Origin of the sequence: Sporolactobacillus caesalpiniae, assembly GCF_040513385.1 — a bacterium.
Taxonomy (GTDB): domain Bacteria; phylum Bacillota; class Bacilli; order Bacillales; family Sporolactobacillaceae; genus Sporolactobacillus.
The window spans coordinates 97,477-115,855 of record NZ_JBEVCB010000007.1 but is presented as its reverse complement, the minus strand read 5'-3'; the positions used below and the strand labels follow the sequence as shown (position 1 = coordinate 115,855).

General features: G+C 43.4%; 17 protein-coding genes and 1 tRNA gene. 16 read left to right on the top strand and 2 right to left on the bottom strand.

The features are described 5' to 3' along the window. The first annotated feature begins 5 nt into the window (after positions 1 to 5). The 10 genes from ABWW58_RS14800 (at position 6) to ABWW58_RS14755 (ending at position 11,159) form a co-directional block, all read left to right on the top strand. Positions 6 to 1,028, top strand: a complete 1,023-nt coding sequence (locus ABWW58_RS14800; protein WP_353869843.1) for an ABC transporter ATP-binding protein — start codon at positions 6 to 8, stop codon at positions 1,026 to 1,028. 2 nt (positions 1,029 to 1,030) lie between these two features. After that, positions 1,031 to 2,020, top strand: a complete 990-nt coding sequence (locus ABWW58_RS14795; RefSeq protein ID WP_353870016.1) for an ABC transporter ATP-binding protein — start codon at positions 1,031 to 1,033, stop codon at positions 2,018 to 2,020. 14 nt (positions 2,021 to 2,034) lie between these two features. Next, the gene (locus ABWW58_RS14790) at positions 2,035 to 2,985 is read left to right on the top strand and encodes an ABC transporter permease (protein WP_353869842.1); all 951 of its coding nucleotides are present in this window, start codon (positions 2,035 to 2,037) and stop codon (positions 2,983 to 2,985) included. Positions 2,986 to 3,000: 15 nt separating this feature from the next. Beyond that, positions 3,001 to 3,933, top strand: a complete 933-nt coding sequence (opp4C, locus tag ABWW58_RS14785) for an oligopeptide ABC transporter permease (protein WP_353869841.1) — start codon at positions 3,001 to 3,003, stop codon at positions 3,931 to 3,933. Between the two features lie 28 nt (positions 3,934 to 3,961). Next, a complete protein-coding gene (locus ABWW58_RS14780) occupies positions 3,962 to 5,599 on the top strand; it encodes an ABC transporter substrate-binding protein (RefSeq protein WP_353869840.1) in 1,638 nt (545 codons plus the stop codon). Positions 5,600 to 5,719: 120 nt separating this feature from the next. Next, positions 5,720 to 7,096 carry a M20/M25/M40 family metallo-hydrolase gene (locus tag ABWW58_RS14775; RefSeq protein WP_353869839.1) on the top strand — a complete coding sequence of 459 codons (1,377 nt, stop codon included), beginning with the start codon at positions 5,720 to 5,722 and terminating at the stop codon, positions 7,094 to 7,096. A 27-nt stretch (positions 7,097 to 7,123) separates the two neighbouring features. Further along, entirely contained in the window at positions 7,124 to 8,545 is a 1,422-nt protein-coding gene (locus tag ABWW58_RS14770) for a M20 family metallopeptidase (RefSeq protein ID WP_353869838.1), read from the top strand. A gap of 215 nt (positions 8,546 to 8,760) precedes the next feature. Then, positions 8,761 to 9,879: a metallophosphoesterase gene (locus tag ABWW58_RS14765; protein ID WP_353869837.1), complete on the top strand. Its 1,119-nt coding sequence runs from the start codon at positions 8,761 to 8,763 to the stop codon at positions 9,877 to 9,879. A 188-nt stretch (positions 9,880 to 10,067) separates the two neighbouring features. Beyond that, the gene (locus tag ABWW58_RS14760; RefSeq protein ID WP_353869836.1) at positions 10,068 to 10,208 is read left to right on the top strand and encodes an FbpB family small basic protein; all 141 of its coding nucleotides are present in this window, start codon (positions 10,068 to 10,070) and stop codon (positions 10,206 to 10,208) included. Between the two features lie 327 nt (positions 10,209 to 10,535). Further along, positions 10,536 to 11,159: a PdaC/RsiV family protein gene (locus ABWW58_RS14755; protein ID WP_353870015.1), complete on the top strand. Its 624-nt coding sequence runs from the start codon at positions 10,536 to 10,538 to the stop codon at positions 11,157 to 11,159. Between the two features lie 24 nt (positions 11,160 to 11,183). Here ABWW58_RS14755 and ABWW58_RS14750 read toward each other — a convergent pair whose 3' ends face one another. Further along, a complete protein-coding gene (locus tag ABWW58_RS14750) occupies positions 11,184 to 11,786 on the bottom strand; it encodes a pentapeptide repeat-containing protein (protein WP_353869835.1) in 603 nt (200 codons plus the stop codon). Positions 11,787 to 11,891: 105 nt separating this feature from the next. Beyond that, positions 11,892 to 11,964 (bottom strand) — tRNA-Ala (locus ABWW58_RS14745). Positions 11,965 to 12,398: 434 nt separating this feature from the next. On the opposite strand from ABWW58_RS14745, the gene ABWW58_RS14740 reads away from it, so the two are divergent. The 6 genes from ABWW58_RS14740 (at position 12,399) to ABWW58_RS14715 (ending at position 18,374) form a co-directional block, all read left to right on the top strand. Further along, positions 12,399 to 12,602, top strand: coding sequence for a hypothetical protein (locus tag ABWW58_RS14740; RefSeq protein ID WP_353869834.1), 204 nt, complete (start codon positions 12,399 to 12,401; stop codon positions 12,600 to 12,602). A gap of 200 nt (positions 12,603 to 12,802) precedes the next feature. Further along, positions 12,803 to 15,457, top strand: coding sequence for a sigma 54-interacting transcriptional regulator (locus ABWW58_RS14735; protein WP_353869833.1), 2,655 nt, complete (start codon positions 12,803 to 12,805; stop codon positions 15,455 to 15,457). A gap of 311 nt (positions 15,458 to 15,768) precedes the next feature. Then, positions 15,769 to 16,191, top strand: coding sequence for a PTS sugar transporter subunit IIA (locus ABWW58_RS14730; protein WP_353869832.1), 423 nt, complete (start codon positions 15,769 to 15,771; stop codon positions 16,189 to 16,191). A 25-nt stretch (positions 16,192 to 16,216) separates the two neighbouring features. Next, a complete protein-coding gene (locus ABWW58_RS14725; protein ID WP_353869831.1) occupies positions 16,217 to 16,708 on the top strand; it encodes a PTS sugar transporter subunit IIB in 492 nt (163 codons plus the stop codon). Positions 16,709 to 16,729: 21 nt separating this feature from the next. Continuing rightward, positions 16,730 to 17,560, top strand: coding sequence for a PTS mannose/fructose/sorbose/N-acetylgalactosamine transporter subunit IIC (locus ABWW58_RS14720; protein WP_353869830.1), 831 nt, complete (start codon positions 16,730 to 16,732; stop codon positions 17,558 to 17,560). After that, positions 17,553 to 18,374 (top strand): PTS system mannose/fructose/sorbose family transporter subunit IID, encoded by an 822-nt coding sequence (locus tag ABWW58_RS14715; protein ID WP_353869829.1) that lies wholly within the window; start codon positions 17,553 to 17,555, stop codon positions 18,372 to 18,374. Before ABWW58_RS14720 ends, ABWW58_RS14715 begins: the two co-directional genes overlap by 8 nt. Positions 18,375 to 18,379 lie beyond the last annotated feature (5 nt).

The window sequence follows — 18,379 nt, the reverse complement described above, 5'->3', positions numbered from 1 at the left end:
ACGTTTTGAGTGAACTCTTAAAGGTAGACAAAATCAAAACCGAATTTCAAACAGATAAGGGACCTGTTACTTCAGTTGACGAAGTGAGCTTCGATTTGAAAGAAGGGGAAACAATCTGCCTTGTCGGCGAATCAGGCTGCGGGAAATCAGTAACATCGCTTTCAATTATGCATCTTTTGGATCGTAATGGTTCGGTTACAGAAGGATCCATTCTTTTTGAAGACAAGGATCTTGCGAAGGCCACAGAAGCACAGATGCGAAAGATTCGTGGAAACGATATCTCAATGATTTTTCAGGAACCGATGACTTCACTCAATCCAGTGCTTACCATTGGTGATCAGTTGACTGAAGGAATTAGGCTTCACATGAAGTATTCGAAAAGTGAGGCAAAGAAATACGCTATTGAGATGCTGAAAAAAGTAGGTATTCCAAGAGCTGAAGGCATTATCGATGAATACCCGCACAAACTGTCCGGAGGGATGAGACAGCGGGTGATGATCGCAATGGCGCTTAGCTGTAAGCCAAAGCTTCTGATTGCCGATGAACCGACAACGGCCTTGGATGTAACGATCCAAGCGCAAATTCTTAAATTAATGAAGAAACTGCGTGAAGAATCCAATACAGCCATCATTCTGATTACGCATGATCTCGGGGTTGTAGCGGAAATGGCCGATAAGGTGGCTGTTATGTATGCGGGACAGGTTGTCGAGGAAACCGATGTGTATACGCTCTTTGATAATCCGAAGCACCCATACACACTCGGCTTGATGAAATCAATTCCGCATATAACCAATCCGGACGACATGCGCCTTAATTCCATTCCAGGTTCGGTACCAAGTGCTCGAAACATGCCGAAAGGCTGCCGTTTCTACGATCGTTGTCCTCATGCAATGGAGCGCTGCTTGGCGGAAAAGCCTGAGCTCAAATCAATAGAGGACAAACAGGCGCACAGCATTCGTTGTTTCCTCTACGAAAATGAGGAGAAAAATTATGAAAAGAAGCACGCTGAAAAGGAAGTGAGCTCGTGAATATGCCGCTGGATCAGGAACCATTGCTTCAAGTCAAGCACTTGAAAAAGTACTATCCAATAAAAAAAGGCGTTATATCTAAAACGGTAGGCTATGTCAAAGCCGTTGACGATGTCAGCTTCGATATCTACCCGGGCGAGACGATGGGTATCGTCGGCGAGTCAGGCTGCGGGAAATCGACAACGGGCCGTTCATTGGTGCGGCTGGAAGACCCGACAGCCGGACAAGTTCTTTTTCAAGGAAAAGATTTGGCAAATGTATCTCATAAAGAAATGAGAAAGCTGCGTACCGATCTGCAGATCATTTTTCAGGATCCTTACTCTTCATTGAATCCAAGAAAACGGATTGGCGACTTGCTTGCTGAACCGCTGCTCGCACACAAGCTGGCAACGAAGCAAGAGGCAGATAAAAAAGTTAATGAAATTATGGAGATTGTCGGACTTCCAAAGCAATACAAAAACCGTTATCCGCATCAATTTTCCGGAGGCCAGCGTCAACGTATCGGTATCGCCCGCGCACTAATGCTGAGGCCGAAATTGATTATCTGCGACGAGCCGGTTTCAGCACTTGATGTGTCGATTCAGGCACAGGTACTTAACCTGCTCAAGGATCTTCAAAAAAGTCTGAATCTGACTTATGTCTTTATTGCGCATGGGCTGGGTGCCGTCAAGTATATCAGCGACCGGATAACCGTTATGTACTTGGGAAAGGTCATGGAGCTTGCGACGACACGGGAAATATTTGAACACCCCAAGCATCCATATACAGATATCTTGCTGAATGCCTATCCCATTCCGAACCCGCATGAACGGAATCGGAATCAGATGGTCATTGAAGGCGACGTTCCGAGTCCGGCAAATCCTCCAACCGGCTGCGTGTTCCATACTCGCTGTCCTTTCGCAAAGGATATTTGCCGTGAAAAAGTTCCGGAGTTGACCGGTAAAGCACATCGCGTTGCCTGTCATTTTCCCATTGATGAAAGAAATGCTTGAAAGGAGGAATTTAGGTGCTTCAATACATTATTCGGCGACTATTGATTGCCATTCCCGTACTTTTCGGGGTAACCGTACTGAACTTTTTCATTATTAATCTTGCTCCGGGAAATCCGGTCGATATGATGGTCAATCCGTCTGCAACACCGGCACAGCTTGCCGCGACAAAGCATGCGCTTGGTCTTGATCAACCGGTTTGGGTGCAATACTGGAACTGGCTCGTTCAATTGCTGCACGGAAATCTTGGATTTTCTTATTCAACACGTGAGCCAGTGACACAGATTCTGATGGCTCATGTTGGACCAACCGTTCTTCTGATGGGTGTTTCGCTTATTGTTGGCTACTTGATTGCTATTCCGCTCGGCATCATCTGTGCGAGAAAGCAGAATTCTTGGATTGATTATCTGGTTACCGGATTTTCTTTCTTTGGTATTTCGGTACCTCACTTTTTCCTAGGACTTGGTGTCATTTATGTTTTTGCCAGCAAACTGCTCTGGTTCCCGACCGGAAGTATGAATACGCTTGGTGGAGACGGCAGTTTTATTGATACGTTCAATCATCTTGTGCTTCCTGTTCTTGTGCTTGCTACAGGTATCGGCGGCAACATGGTGCGGTATGTCCGCTCCAGTATGTTGGATGTATTAGGCAAAGACTATCTGCGGACAGCTAAGGCAAAAGGATTGTCACAATTCTTGATCACAAATAAACATGCATTAAGAAATTCATTAATACCGATCATAACCGTAATCGGGATCGACATTCCGCTCTTGATTGGCGGCGCGATTGTCACCGAACAGGTTTTCCAATGGCCGGGACTTGGGTTGCTCACCATCCAATCCATTACATCCCGAGATTATTCGACACTGATGGCGATTAATCTGCTTGCAGCATGCACCGTACTCTTTGCGAACTTGCTGACAGATATTCTCTATGCTGTCGCCGACCCAAGAATACGGTATGACTAAGGAGGAGCAGGTGACATGGCGATGAAATTAAATCCGAACAAAAATGTGCCGGAAATGGCCGGTGCTGAAACGTCAGGCCAGATGGTCGTCCCGATTGAAAAAGAAGAAACGTATCTACATATGATTACGCGGCGCTTTTTGAAGCATCGTCTTGCATGCGTAGGCGTTATCGTCTTTCTCTTAATTCTTTTGATTGCCCTGTTGGCGCCGGTGATCTCGCCTCAGGATCCGGCAAAAATTTTCAACGAATTTGAGGCAGCGCCGTCTGCAGCGCATTGGCTCGGTACCGATCCGGTAGGGCGTGATGTAATGAGTCGTCTTATCTATGGGGCTCAAGTATCGATCACGGTTGGAATCGGTGCGGTTGCGATCTACGTTGCAATTGGTATTGTCTTAGGGTTAGTCGCCGGGTATTTCGGCGGCTGGATCGATATGCTCATCATGCGTTTGACCGATGTGTTTATGTCCTTTCCGTATTTTATGGTCATTCTTGTGCTGGTAAGTATTATCGGACCAAGCCTGTTTAACATTACACTAGTCATTGGTCTTCTCGGTTGGCCGGCCATTGCCCGTTTAGTCAGGGGCAGTGTGCTTTCAATAAAAGAAATGGATTATGTAAAGGCAGGTGTTGCCCTCGGCTACTCGACGCCGAAGATTCTTTTTCAGCACATACTTCCGAATGCACTCGCACCAATTCTTGTTAACGCAACATTCGGTGTCGCTTCGGCCATTATTATGGAAGCGTCGTTAAGCTTCCTAGGGATGGGGGTTCGGCCTCCGGCAGCTAGTTGGGGGAACATGCTTACACAAGCGGAATCGATTACGGTATTATCCTCGCAGCCATGGCTGTGGATTCCGCCGGGCTTAATGATCTTGCTGGCCGTTCTTTCGGTAAACTTTATCGGTGACGGACTTCGCGATGCTATTGAGTCGCAAAATGCGAAATAAAACATATAAAAAGGGGATGCACAACACAATGAACCGACACAAATCGATGCCAAAACGTATTTTGAACTATGCGATTACTTCACTGATGGTTATGTCGCTTCTGCTTCTTGCCGCTTGTGGCGGCGGTTCCGGATCGTCAGGCAGCAGCAAGAAAAAAGATACGATGTATATTGGAACGGTCAATCCTCCAGGCGGATTTAATCCGATTAACACAGGCGACATCGGCGGTCAGTTCGCAATTCGCGTGATGTTGGATGCTTTTCTTGATATGACTGCACCACTGAAGTTTCAGTCGAAATTGGCAAACTCAATCGACACATCGGACAATCAGACCTATACCATTAAATTGAACCCTAAGGCTAAATGGACCGATGGCAAGCCGGTAACTGCTGATGACGTTGTGTTCACATTTAACTTAATTGCCAATCCGAAAACTGAAGTTGCTGTTGGCTCGAACTTGTCCACACTGACCGGTCTTGATGGTAACGGTAAATTGACCGGCGGCGCAAAAACGATCCCGAATCTGAAAAAAATTGACGAACATACGGTTTCCTTTAAAACAAAGAAACCGGTTGACCCTAATTACATTAAAGAAATGATTGGTACGAAGATTATTACGATGCCACAGCATGTACTTAAGGACATTGCTCCTGAAGACTTCTCAAAGAGCAAATATGTTCAGGCACCAAATGTAACGAACGGACCTTATAAATTTGTCACATACAGCAAGAATACGTACATTCAATACAAAGCAAACAATGACTACTATCTTGGCAAACCAAAAACACCTAAGTTCTTTATTAAGATCATGCAAGCACCGAACCTTTTAAGTGAACTCCAATCCGGATCCATCCAAGCGAATACGTCCGGAGGTATCGGCAACCTGCCGTTCCAAGATGTTGAAACAGCTAAGAAACTTAAGAATGTAACAACGGAAATTCATCCGCAGATCGGATTCCAAACGATGCAGTATAATACCAAGACTTTGCCGAATGCCAAAATTCGCCAAGCACTTGCCTACGCGATTGACCGTCAGCAAATTGTCGACAAGCTGCTCAAAGGAAACGGAGAAATTGTCGATGGACCTTACACATCACAGAGCCCTTACCTCGACAAGAGCACAAATGTGATCAAATATGATCCTAAGAAAGCAAAACAAATGCTGAAAGACGCTGGTTGGGACTTTAATAAAACATTGAACTTCGTTGTGCCGATTGGTAATAAAGTCCGTGAACAATCTGCCGACATCATTGTCCAGAACTTCAAAGCAATCGGTGTTAAAGTGAAAGAAACAACCTATGATTTCCCTACCATCATGCAAAAAGGTAAAGCTGGGGACTTCGATCTGCTTCTGATCGGATTTACATTCAACCTTGATCCGGATGTTTCTGCTCTGTACGGACCGAATGGTGCTTACAACTTTATGAAATACAAAAATCCAGAAGCAATTAAACTGATTGAACAAGGTAAATCAGAACCGGATAGTGCGAAACGTAAAGAAATCTACAGCAAACTGCAAAAGATTTGGGAAGAAGATATGCCTGTCGTTACGCTTTATTCAGATCATGAAGTCGTTGTGAAGAGTAAAGACCTTGCTTACGGCGGTGCTTCATCTTACTGGCCAGGCACAGTTGCTAATTTCCAGAAATGGGCATTCAAGAAATAAGCAATCTTGAGCGTTAAATTCGGCTCAATTTAATGGTACACATTTAAACAGCTGCTCTATATTGAGTCAGCTGTTTAAATTTTTTACTCATCAAATTAATGAAGTTAAGGAAGCGATATCATGGATGACAACAAGAGAAAAGTACTGGAGGAGGAAGTACGCGCACAAGCGGATCGATCAATTGAAACGCTTTACAGCTATTTACGACTCAAAACAGTTTCCGCTCAGAATTTGGCCATTCCCGAAACGGTCAACTTTGTATCTGAATTATTGAACAGCCTTGGCGCAGAAGTTAAGGTACTTGACGACTTAGGCGGCAACCCGATAATTTACGGCTTTTTACCTGCCGATGAAAAAGGCAATGCAAGCAAGACCTTGCTTTTCTATGATCACTATGACGTACAGCCACCGGATCCGCTTGATGAATGGAATTCAGATCCGTTCGAGCCTTATTTGAAAGATGGTATCCTTTATGCGCGCGGTACCGCTGATAATAAGGGAACATTAATGCAGCGTTTGGCTGCAATTAGAGCATTGGAGAACACCGATGGCCTGCCTTGCAATATCAAGTTTCTTATTGAGGGTGAAGAAGAAGTCGGTAGCCCGAGCATAGCCGCCTATTTAGAGAAATATGCAGAGCTATTTAAGTCGGACGCTTGCATCTGGGAGTTCGGCAATAAGGATGCAGCGGAACGCGTATCGCTTTTTGCCGGAATAAAAGGGTCTGCTTATTATGAATTCTCAACGAAGAGCGCGATCATTGATATTCACTCGTCGCTCGCCGCCGTCATTGATAATCCTGCATGGCGATTGGTTCAGGCACTTGCTAGCATGAAAAATCAAAACAACGATATAACCGTCGACGGTTTTTTTGATGAGATTGAGGAACCAGATGAAGCATTAATTAAAACGGTTCGCGCGGTTCCTTTTAATGATGCAGCATTGAAAAAATCGTTTGGTCTTACGCGTCCGTTTATTACCGAAGCACGCGGTGAGGTACCCCAGGACGCGCTAATGCTATACCCGACGTTGACGATCTGCGGTATGGTCAGCGGTTATATCGGTGAAGGTGCTAAAACCGTTCTTCCTAAAGAGGCAAAAGTAAAAATTGATTGCCGAATGGTTCCCGGACAAACCGGCGAACATCTGCTTGCTTGTTTTGAACGGCATCTTGTTCGTCACGGTTTTTCAGATGTTAAGGTGGAAATGATCGAGTCACAGCGTGCTTTCCGCTCGGATATAAATGATCCGTTCTTGAAATTAGTCAAGAAGACTGCTGAAGAAGCGTACCAGTCTGAAGCCGTTCTGTATCCAAATTCGGCAGGGACAGGTCCAATGTATGTTTTCGATAAATACCTCCATCTTCCGATTGTCAGTACTGGGGTTGGCTGGGCAGAATCCAAGGCGCATGCACCAAATGAATCGATCCGTATGAAGGATTATGTTGACGGAAGTCTGCACATGGCTTACTTACTGACCGAATTTGCTGAACACTAAAAACATAAGACGGAAGGTGAATCTGATTTGGGACTAATTGATGAAATTAAGCGTATGATTTATGACAAAAGAAACACCTATCAATTGCTTAGCGAAAAGGTTTGGGATTTTGCGGAACTTCACTTTGGTGAAATCCAATCTGCTGAATGCTTGAGCAAAGCACTTGAGGAAGAAGGATTTGCCGTTGAGCGCGGTGTCGCCGGTTTGAAGACCGGTTTTATCGGAAGCTACGGCTCTGGCAAACCGGTTATTGCTTTTCTTGGCGAATTCGATGCACTTGCCGGATTAAGTCAGAAGAGAGACAAAGCTGTTCATGATCCGATTGTACCCAATGGGAATGGTCATGGATGTGGACACAATCTGCTAGGAGTCGGCTCACTTGCAGCAGCTTTTGCCGCAAAAGAATACATGACGAAGCATCAGCTTACAGGAACCGTCCGTTATTACGGCTGCCCGGCTGAGGAGAGTGGAAACGGCAAGGCTTATATGGCTAGAGAAGGCTGTTTCAAAGATGTGGATGCTGCCTTTTCTTGGCATCCGGATTCAAAGAACGCGGTGCAGCATCTTTCTTCCAATGCGGTCATTGAAGCACGATTTACTTTTAAAGGTGTCAGCGCACATGCGGCTGCCTTGCCGGAACTCGGACGCAGCGCTTTGGATGCAATGGAGTTGATGAATGTCGGTGTCAACTATTTGCGTGAGCATATGGCGGACAAAGCGCGTGTCCACTACGCGGTGACTAATACCGGCGGGGTATCGCCGAATGTCGTTCAAGCGATTGCTGAAGAACGATTTCTTGTGCGCTCGCCGAAACCAAATGAAGTAAAGGAATTGTTCAAACGTGTTGTTAATGTCGCTAAGGGTGCGGCGCTCATGACCGACACGGAAATGAGCTATCGAATTGAAGGCGGCTGCTGCAATCTGATTCCGAACACGGCACTGCATCAAGTGATGGCCGGTTATATGGAGGAAATTGGTTTTCCTGAACCGAGTAAAAAAGATGAGGCTTTTATAAAGGATATTTATGATTCATTGGGCGACAATGAGAAGAATTTTGCAATGAAATTCTTAACAAATGACGAGCGGGAAAAGATCGCCCAAAAACCGATCGCCGACTGGATTATTCCATGCCCTGACCAAGAAACCTTTATGGAAGGTTCTACTGATGTTTCCGATGTCAGTTGGAATGTGCCAACTGCCCAGTGCTTTACCTCAACTTGGGCATTCGCTACGGTGCCTCATACATGGCAAGTAGTCGCTCAGGGTACACAAGATTTTGCGTTAAATGCGGCTTTGTTTGCCGGAGAAGCGATGGCGTGTACCGCGCTCAAAGCTGTGGAAGATCCGGAACTGCTAGCAGCGGCAACGCGTGAATTTAAGGAGCGGCTCGATGGTGAAACCTATGAGTGTCTGATTCCACCGAGTGTAACGCCATCTAGTTTATTATAAAAAATGGGTAGTTTAAAGAGAACTTTTTTCAGAATTTCTGGAGAAAGTTCTTTTTTTTTTGCATGAAAATGGCAAGAAGGTGCAGGTTAAAGAAGGGATGCGCGTGTGGAATCGTGGAGAAAGTACATCAGCTTGGGAAGGTGTGAGGGCGACCTGAAACCATGCGAGCAGGTCCATCACGAAAATGGTCTGACCGCAGAAGGGAGAAGAGGGTTATGAGACGTAATAATTGGCGAGGCTTTCTTGCTTTAAAAATTCTAATTGTCTTTTTTTTCGTTATTTGTGTCATTTCTGGGATTCTTAGTCTTTTCCCGGGGAATCATGCAGAACGAAATGCTCAAATGGTAACGGCTGAGCGACATATGAGCGATTCCAAACGAATCCATCATGTCTTTTTCAAAAAACCGAAATTGACTCCGAATGCGAATCAGGAGCCGAAGGTTGCACACAAACTTTTTAAAGGAATACATACGATTGATTTTACATTTGGCGTCCTTCCGGATACGCAGTATTACAGTCGATCTCACCCGGATATCTTCAAACGAATGAATCATTGGTTTGTCAGCAACCGTGATTCACTGAAACTAAACTATATTTTTCACTTAGGAGATATTGTTAATAATTATGATCAACCGTATCAATGGAAGGCCGCCGACAAGGCGATGAATATCTTGGACGAGGCAAAAGTGCCGTATGGTATCATCACCGGAAACCATGATGTCGGATTTCAAAAGAATTACCGCTCTTTTGATCGCTATTTTGGCGAAGAACGGTATATGTGGAATCCGTGGTACGGGGGATCCTATGATAACAATAAAGGGCATTTTGATTTAATTAACGCGAATGGTCAGAACTACATTATGCTTGGCATGGGATGGGGCATTGGCGGGCAAGAAATCGCCTGGATGAATCATGTTTTGCATGTATATCGCAACCGGATCGCCATTTTGTTCGTCCATGACTACCTCGGGAGCTACGGGAAGCGGACGACACAAGGACAAATGTTATTCGAAAAGGTCGTTCTGCCGAACCGTAATGTCCGAATGGTGATGAACGGGCACAGCTATGGCGCAGCGCGACGTGTGGACACGGTTGATGATAATCGTGATGGTAAACCAGATCGGAAAGTCATGCAAATCTTATCGGATTACCAATCGGTTAAAGGCGGGCAAGGGTATATCCGCATCATGGGCTTCGACCTTAGCCATGATAAAGTCTATGTGCGTACCTTTTCACCTCAGGTCAATCGAACGCACGCATTCAAGAAAAACAAAGATAATTTCACTTTCAAATTTGATTTGGATCAGAAACCGAAGAAAACAGTTCATCAATAGAAAGAAAAAGGCATTGTTCTTTATTTGACCAAGAACGATGCTCTTCGTGTTTATACTAAAGAAACACAGCTCACAAACATGGCCCCGACTTAGAATATCATTGAGTCAAAAAAATCACACAATTCATTAATCTTATCTTCAAAAAACTTCGTTATAATGAACTCAACAAGCAGAGAGGGATGATTGACATGAGAAAAAAAGCGACCTATATACAATTAGTTAAACGAAACAAAGAAGAAATTATGAAGAATCATCATGAACTGAACCGAATTGAACAGATCTTGGATGACCGGCGTGTTGCCAATGTGAACGTTAAGGCTCAAGGATAATCAGGATACTGGGAAAAAGAATAGTGACCGTATATAGAACAGCAGGGTTCGATGAATCATGGAGCCTTGCTGTTTTTATGTGTGCTTTTTTTGATATGATGATCGTATTAAGAAAATCATTGAAGGGGTGAACTCATGAGAAAATGTTTAAAGTTTGAAATCGCGATAATCGCCTGCCTGATTCTTGTACTATAAGAAAGTTCAAAAATTCAGCGGAGTATAGTATAAGCGCAACTAAGTCTTCGCCTTCGTCAGAGACTAGCGAAGCCAAGTTTTCTAATACTAACTGTTGCTTGCAGCGCAACGGAAGCAACAGCCTTGCCTAAAGTGCATCGATACACACTTTATAAAGCAAAGCCGTCTCGAATGAGCACCCCAGAATTAATGTACATTCGCTACCCGCAAATTAGGCAATTGTCAAACAAGAAAACGGAAATGAAAATAAATAAGACATTAAAGAACTATGCGGAAAAGGTATACGAGAACCGAAAAAAATTCATTAAAGAAAATCCGCCGTTTAAAGGCGGCGGCGAAATCATGAAAAGCCAGTACGGATTGTCATACAAAGTACGCTATTTTAAGCATGGAAAATTGAGTATTGAATTCAGCGAAAATGAGTATTCAGCTGGTGCGGCACATGGCGTCTCCAGTTATACGACCTATAACTTTTTAACAAAAAACGAAAAAAATGTCTCTCTAAAAACGAATTTCAAGTCGAATTCCGCTTACCAAAAGGCAAATCATTATGTTCAGACCTACATGAAAAAGCATAAAGACCGTTACTACCTTGCATTTAGTAATGGCAATAAACCGACTATTTACGGACACAGCTATTTTTGGACGAATCACGGATTAAAGGTTCAATTCGCACAATATGAAGTTGCACCGTTTGCCCTCGGAGCACCGACCTTATCGATTCCTGAGAAATTTTTGGGAGAGACATTACCTTAAGGTGAACATGTTCTGAAAATGAAATTACTCAACGACTTTGATCCCAAACGATGAGATAAGGCCAGCTGCCTGAAATTGATTGATTTTTAGTCCTCTCACCAAGTTAACGTCAATTCGGATCATCGAAAATTCACAACTGGACAGGTTAATGTCTTTAAGCGAGGTCTCGCTGAAATCAGCTCCGTCGATGAAGGAACGATCAAACGTCATTTTTTTCATTTGCACATGTTGGAAAGAGGCGTCATTGATTTTATCTGTTTCAAAGGTGATCTGTGTAAATTTTGCTTCTGAGAAATTCACATAGGTCATGAGACAGTCGGTGAATTGTGTATCCTTGAAGGTCGCTTGGATAAAGTTGGTTCCTAATAATTTACAGGCAGTAAACGTATCTCGATACAAGAGCGCCTTCTCAAAATCAAAATTGGAAAATTCACAATGTGAAAACGAGCAGTCTAAAATCTCTGTTTTCGTGAAGTCGTCAAAGAGAAACACGCAATGGATAAACTGAACGCCGCTCAAAAGCTTTCGTTCCTGATTGCTGTCAATTTCGCAATTCTTTAAAATAGTTCCTTCTTCGATTTCTTCGAGAAAGAGTGTCTGTTCTTCAACGAGCCTCTCATGCTCCATAAAGGATTCACCATACTTTCATTAATGGTTAAACAAACATATTAAGTGATGCGTTTACTAAAAAAGCTTCGCAGGGCTGATCCCTGTGAAGCTTTTTCTTAATTATGGAGCATAGCGGGCTCGAACCGCTGACCTCTTCGCTGCCAGCGAAGCGCTCTCCCAGCTGAGCTAATGCCCCTCAGTAATACTATGTAGTAAAAGCCTTTAGATCAACGTTTTTGAGGCATTCTGTCAAGTTAATCTATCAAGCAAACCGCTGCGCAGATAATAGTCAGTAGATTTACTGTACTGCGCTCTAATTTATTTGTCAAGTCTGCCACGATGCGGTCCAGTGGTCAACGTAAATCTAAAAAGCAGGTCAACCCTGCGTAGCGCTCTAAAGAAGTGGAAAAAATAGAGGTTTCATGCTCTTGTTGACCTATCGCAAAGAGTGCTAAAATTCATATAAATGGGAATGCCTTCAACACATACGATCAACGTGGAATTCATATATTTTTAATTTCATAAAATCGTAGTTCAGAAAATGAACGGTTAAACATATGGAAATATTGATAATACAGGGTATTTGTTAGATATAAAATATAAAGGCTGATTTCTTGAGGGAGTGTTTTTGTGAGCCAAGACCAAGACAAAAAACAATCAAACGAATACAAAAAACATCCAGTGATCAATCTCTCAGACTCTATTAATCGTTCAATGGTCGGTGATTTAAAATCATTAACCAATGGCGGTTGTCTTACAAACATTATTACTCTGGTTGTGGTTATAGTTATTATTGGTGGAGGACTTCTTATCCTTTCACAATGTTCTCGTTAATTTCCTGATGATTAAAAAAGTACACTATTCTTCCACCATTATTTGATACTAAATAGATATTACCGCTACTCTGCGATCTGGAAGCTGAACGGAGGAGGGCACGTTCAGTGTGGCGGTAGGCCACTTGCGCGAATCGCCTCTTAGTCTTGACTTTGATATAATAAGTAGTAGAGCAAAAGGCGGGAGGAAGAACAACCTTCATGAAAGCACAGGACAGAGTATATGAAGCCTTATCGCAGTTAGCGAATCAAACGGATAAAGGGGTTACGGCTTCAGAATTAGCCGAACAACTGAATTTGAGTCGGCCGGTCGTCAGCCACTATTTAAGCGGTTTGTTAAAAGAAGGCCGCGCACAGAAAAGTGGGACCAAACCAGTTTATTGGGTTGCTGTCCATCATGAAGTAAATGAGCCCGTACGAGAAACCGATGCCTTTCATGCGTTTGTTGGTTATGACGGAAGTCAAAAATCAATTATTGAGCAGTGTAAAGCGGCGGTCAACTATCCTCCGAATGGTCTGCCGCTGATCATTAATGGAAAGAGCGGTGTGGGCAAAAGTTTTCTTGCAAGCTTGATTTATCGCTACGCACAGGACAAAGGCGTGATTGAGGCGAATGCACCGTTCATCATTTTGAACTGCGCGGATTATGCCAATAACCCGGAGCTGCTTTCAAGCACATTATTCGGTCATAAGAAAGGTGCCTTTACCGGAGCGGATCAGGATAAAGAAGGACTGCTCAAACAGGCGGATGGTGGTTATCTGTTTTTTGATGAAATTCACCGTCTGTCCTTTGAAAATCAGGAGAAATTATTTGTTTTTATGGATAAAGGGCAATTTCGGCCAATCGGTGAGAATAAAAATTGGCAGTCGTCTAAGGTTCGTTTGATTTTCGCGACAACCGAACAAAATGATGAAGTACTTCTAGCAACGTTTCGAAGAAGAATTGCGTTAAAAATTCATATTAGCGATTTAAGTGAACGGCCATTTTCCGAACGGCTTCAACTGGTCTATAACTGCTATTTTCAGGAAGCCAAAAAAATTCATAAAGATATTGAAGTCAGCAGTGAAGTACTTAATCAATTATGTTTTCAACAGCTTGAAGGCAATGTCGGTATGATGCGTAATATGATTCAATTGAGCTGCGCGCATGCATTTACCGCGCAGCCGAATCAAAACGTCTTAATGATCAATTTAACGTATCTTCCGTTAAATAACGAACAAAAAACAGATCATGTGGTTTTGCATCGCCATTTATCACCGCTGCGCGTTCACTTTGAAAATGAGGCACTTGAATTGAAACCGGCAACTCGCCAATGGGCGCGGCAAATCGCCGACTTTTTATCCTATCTAGCCAATTATCCTGAAGAGGATACGGCAAACGACCGCTCCACACTGATTCTGGAATTTAAAAGACTCTCGCAGCAGATCAGTCAGAACAAGCGTGAGGAGCGTTCCTTTATCGGTCAATTTTCCTCAATACGTGAGTTGGTGGATGAACATGCGCTATGGATGAAAGAACGCTATGGGGTCGAGTGCTCAAAGGAAACGATTGACGGAATGTACGACGCCTTCGTTCTGTTGAAACGTGTCGATGAGTTGCCTGAATTTGATATGGAGCTGCTAAACAAACGAGTGGCGCGCTTGTTTCCAAAGGCGCATTATGTCGCCGAGAAGCTGATGGAGCGCATTGCAGCATTCACGGATCGATGGCCGCAGGTGCTGACGCAAATCTATACCTTTTATTTACAACCTCATCTGGAAGAAAATATCCGTCTGCACGGTCTGATTGTCGCCCATGGCCGCCACACGGCGAGCAGTATTCAGGCGGTGGCCAATCAATTGTGTCATACCTTTGTATTCGAATCGATTGATATGCCGATTGCCACTGATCTTAGTAAGATTATTGATAAAGTAAAGGACTATCTGAAAAGACAGGATACAAGTGACGGATTAATTCTGCTTGTGGATATGGGGTCCTTAACCCGTCTCTATTCATCGATCAAGAATCAGCTGATTGGTGATCTTCTCATTATCAATAACTTAACTACGGCAGTTGCGCTTGATATTGGTATGAAGATGGTGCAGAATGTTCCGTTTAAGAAAATCGCGGAACAGGCGAAAACGAATTATGCCATTGAGGCCCGCTACTTTGAAGGGTTGACGCAGGGAAAAAATATTATTATTTCGTGTATGTCCGGGGTCGGTATTTCCAATCGTGTGCGCGAGATAATGACGCACTATATTCCCCAGGAGTATCTCTCAGTACTGACGATGGAATACAAAGAGCTGCGGGACGCGATCGCGCGCAATGATGAGTCTTATTTTAAACAGACCATGTTTATTATTACTACATCAGACTTGCCATCCACGCTTGACGTGCCTAATGTCAATATTTATGAAATTCTCGAAGACAAGGGTAAGAACTACTTGTGGAAAGGGCTGAACGGTTTCCTCAGTCGTCCGCATTTTGAACTCATGATTCAAGAGTTCTTGAAGAACTTCACGATCGAAGGCGTGTCTAATCGTCTAAGCTTCCTAAATCCGAACGTTATTATTAATGAAGTTGAGCACGTGATTTCCATGTATGAAAAATATTATGAGATCTTGCTCGACGGCAAGGTCAAATTGAATTTGTATATGCACATCGCGTTTATGGTCGAGCGCTTAATCACGACAAAAGACAGCAGTGCACGAGACAATGTCAGTGTGCAACACTCGGAAAAAGAGCAAGAATTTATCGCGATAACGAAAGAGATTTTCCACGATATAGAAGCTAAGTACAATATTCATGTCAATGGTTATGAACTTTCATTACTTTATGAACTACTGAAACCGTTTATCGTTCCTAAACCTTAATTTGCAACAGTTGCGCAACACATAACGGAAATTGACATTGATTTTTCTCAGTGATAAATGGGTGCGTTTTTTCATCGGATTGCCTTTAAAGAGTAAACGGATACATAATGTGTTTAAAAAGGACACTGGATTCATGCATAAGTGTTTAAAAATGAATAAAACGCGTGATTTATAAACGGTTAAAGAATAGCAATTTGACGCTTAATGTCGTTTTTTGCAGATTCTTGACCGTTTTTTTATGCGCTTACAAAGCGTTTAAAAAAGTTGGCATGAAAGTTGCTTAGTAAAAAGAGAAGGCGAGGTGGAGAAAGATGAAAAAAATATTAATTGCTTCACATGGCAACTTTGCAGATGGCATAAAAAGCAGCTTATCCATTTTGGTTGGCAATACGGATTCAATCACTTTTTTAAATGCTTACGTTAATAAAGAAGATGTAGATGAAACGCTGACTCAATTTTTTGCGGATGCCTCGGATCAAGATCAACTCATCATTTTTACTGATTTGCTTGGCGGCAGTGTGAATCAAAAAGTGACACTTTACGCGCAGAAGCACCATGCATTTATTATCGCAGGATTTAACCTGCCAATTGTGTTGGAGACATTGTTCCTGCCCGAACCAATAACAAAGGAAGCTATGAATAAAAAAATAGAAGAATGCAGAAAAGCCATGGTTCTGGTAGAACCTGAGAAGCTTGCTGATACTGATGATTCTGAAGAAGATTTTTTGAGTTAACCACTAAAAAAATGGAGTGATAATTATGATCGTAGCATTAAGAGTTGATGAACGACTAATTCACGGACAAATTGCGATGACTTGGTCTAAGGAATTGAAAGTGAAAGGCATTGTTGTACCGAATGATGAAGCAGCAGGCAATGAAATGCAAAAAATGGCACTGAAAATGGCCGTTCCAAGTGAAATTAAAGTATTGATCAAACCGGTGAATGAAGCGATTAAAGTGCTTAATAATCCAAAAGCGGCAAGCATGCGCATGTTGGTTATTGTAAAAACGATTAAGGATGCACTTACCGTTGTGCAGAACGTCCAGGATATTCAATACGTCAATATTGGGAATGTCGGTAAATCTGTAAGCGGTGACAAGACGGAGCTCAGCAGCTTTGTTCTCTTGACAGATGAAGAACTTGAAAATCTCAAAAAACTCGTGGAACTCGAACCAAAAACGGCATTGCAGGTCGTTCCTTCTGCGGAGAAAAAACTGGCGGCTAATCTAATCGCTCAGTTAAAAAAATAAAAAGAAACAAGGTGAAAACTCATGTTGTATGAAGCGATTATTGTCTCTTTGATCGTTATTGCTACAGTCGGCGGTGCTGAATTACTCGGTATGACTATGTTAAACCGTCCAATCGTTATCGGTCCTTTAGTCGGCCTTGCGCTGGGTGATATTCAATCCGGTGTGCTCATTGGCGCATCACTTGAAGCTGTATTCATGGGCGTTGTGAATATCGGCGGTGCGAGTGCTGCTGAACCTGGTCTTGCGACCGCAGTTGGTACCGCATTTGCCATTACATTGGGCGGAGGCGCAGGCGTTGCCCTGCCACTCGCGATTCCAATTGGTATTCTGGGTCTACAAGTGAAAACGCTTTTATATGTAGGTGTCATTGGGTTCTTTGCTCCTGTGTTCGACCGCCTGGCGGCAGAAGGAAAAGAGCGGAAAATTGTCGCCTTGCACTATGGCGCCTGGTGCCTGCAATGGGGACTTTACGGACTGCTTCCGTTTATCGGAATCCTTGCGGGGTCTGATGCAATCAATGCTTTTGTGAAAGCAATTCCTCACGTAATTATGAACGGCTTGAACATATGCGGTGGATTGCTTCCGGCAGTCGGCATGGCGATGCTGCTGAAACTGCTTTGGGATAAGAAAATCTATGCATTCTTTTTCCTTGGTTTTGTCCTGGTTGCCTATTTGAAGTTGCCGCTCGTTGCTCTAGCAGTTCTTGGCGCTATCATTGCGGTAACCATCGCACAGCGTGATTATCAAGTAAGCCAATTGACGAAAAAAATGAATGCCGCTCCTGCCGCGGCTGCTCCTGCAGGAAATGCGGGCCAAATGGATACAGAAGAGGAGGACTTCTTCGATGAGTAAAATTACGAACGTCTCCAAAGATGAGAAAAAAATGCTGCGTAAAATGTTCTGGCGTGCGTTCACTCTGTTTACAGCGGTAACGCCGGCAAAACAAGGTGCCTCCGGTTTTTGCTATTCAATGATGCCGTTTATCGATCATTTTTACAAAGATGGGAAACAAAAGAAAGATGCACTTGTTCGTCACATGGCTTACTTCAATACAACGATTCCGTTGTCCACATTTATTATGGGCATTGCGGCATCAATGGAAAAAGAGAACAGCAAGAATAAAGATTTCGACGCAAGTTCAATCAATGCGATCAAGTCAAGCCTGATGGGTCCTTTAGCAGGCATTGGTGATTCGTTCTTCTGGGGTGTACTGCGTGTCATTGCCGCCGGAATCGCGGTCAGCATGGGCCAATCAGGGAATGTACTCGCACCAATCGTGTTCTTGCTGATTTTCAATATCCCAACGATTTTGGTACGCTATTATGGAACGTTCCTTGGCTATACCTTAGGTTCAACCTATATCGAAAAGATTTATCAGAGTGGTTTGATTCACATTTTGACGAAGGCGGCAAGTATTGTCGGACTGATCATGGTCGGCGGTATGACCAGCCAGATGGTCAAGTTTACAACAACGATTTCCATGAGCATGAAGGGCGAGTCGGTGCTTAAATTACAAGGGATGCTCGATCAGATTTTTGTCGGCATTGTTCCGCTCGGAATTACACTGCTCTGCTTCTACCTGCTGAATAAAAAAGTCAGCATCAACTATCTGATTTTCGGTGTAATCGGATTAAGCATCCTGCTGTCGGTATTCCATATTGCTTGACGGCA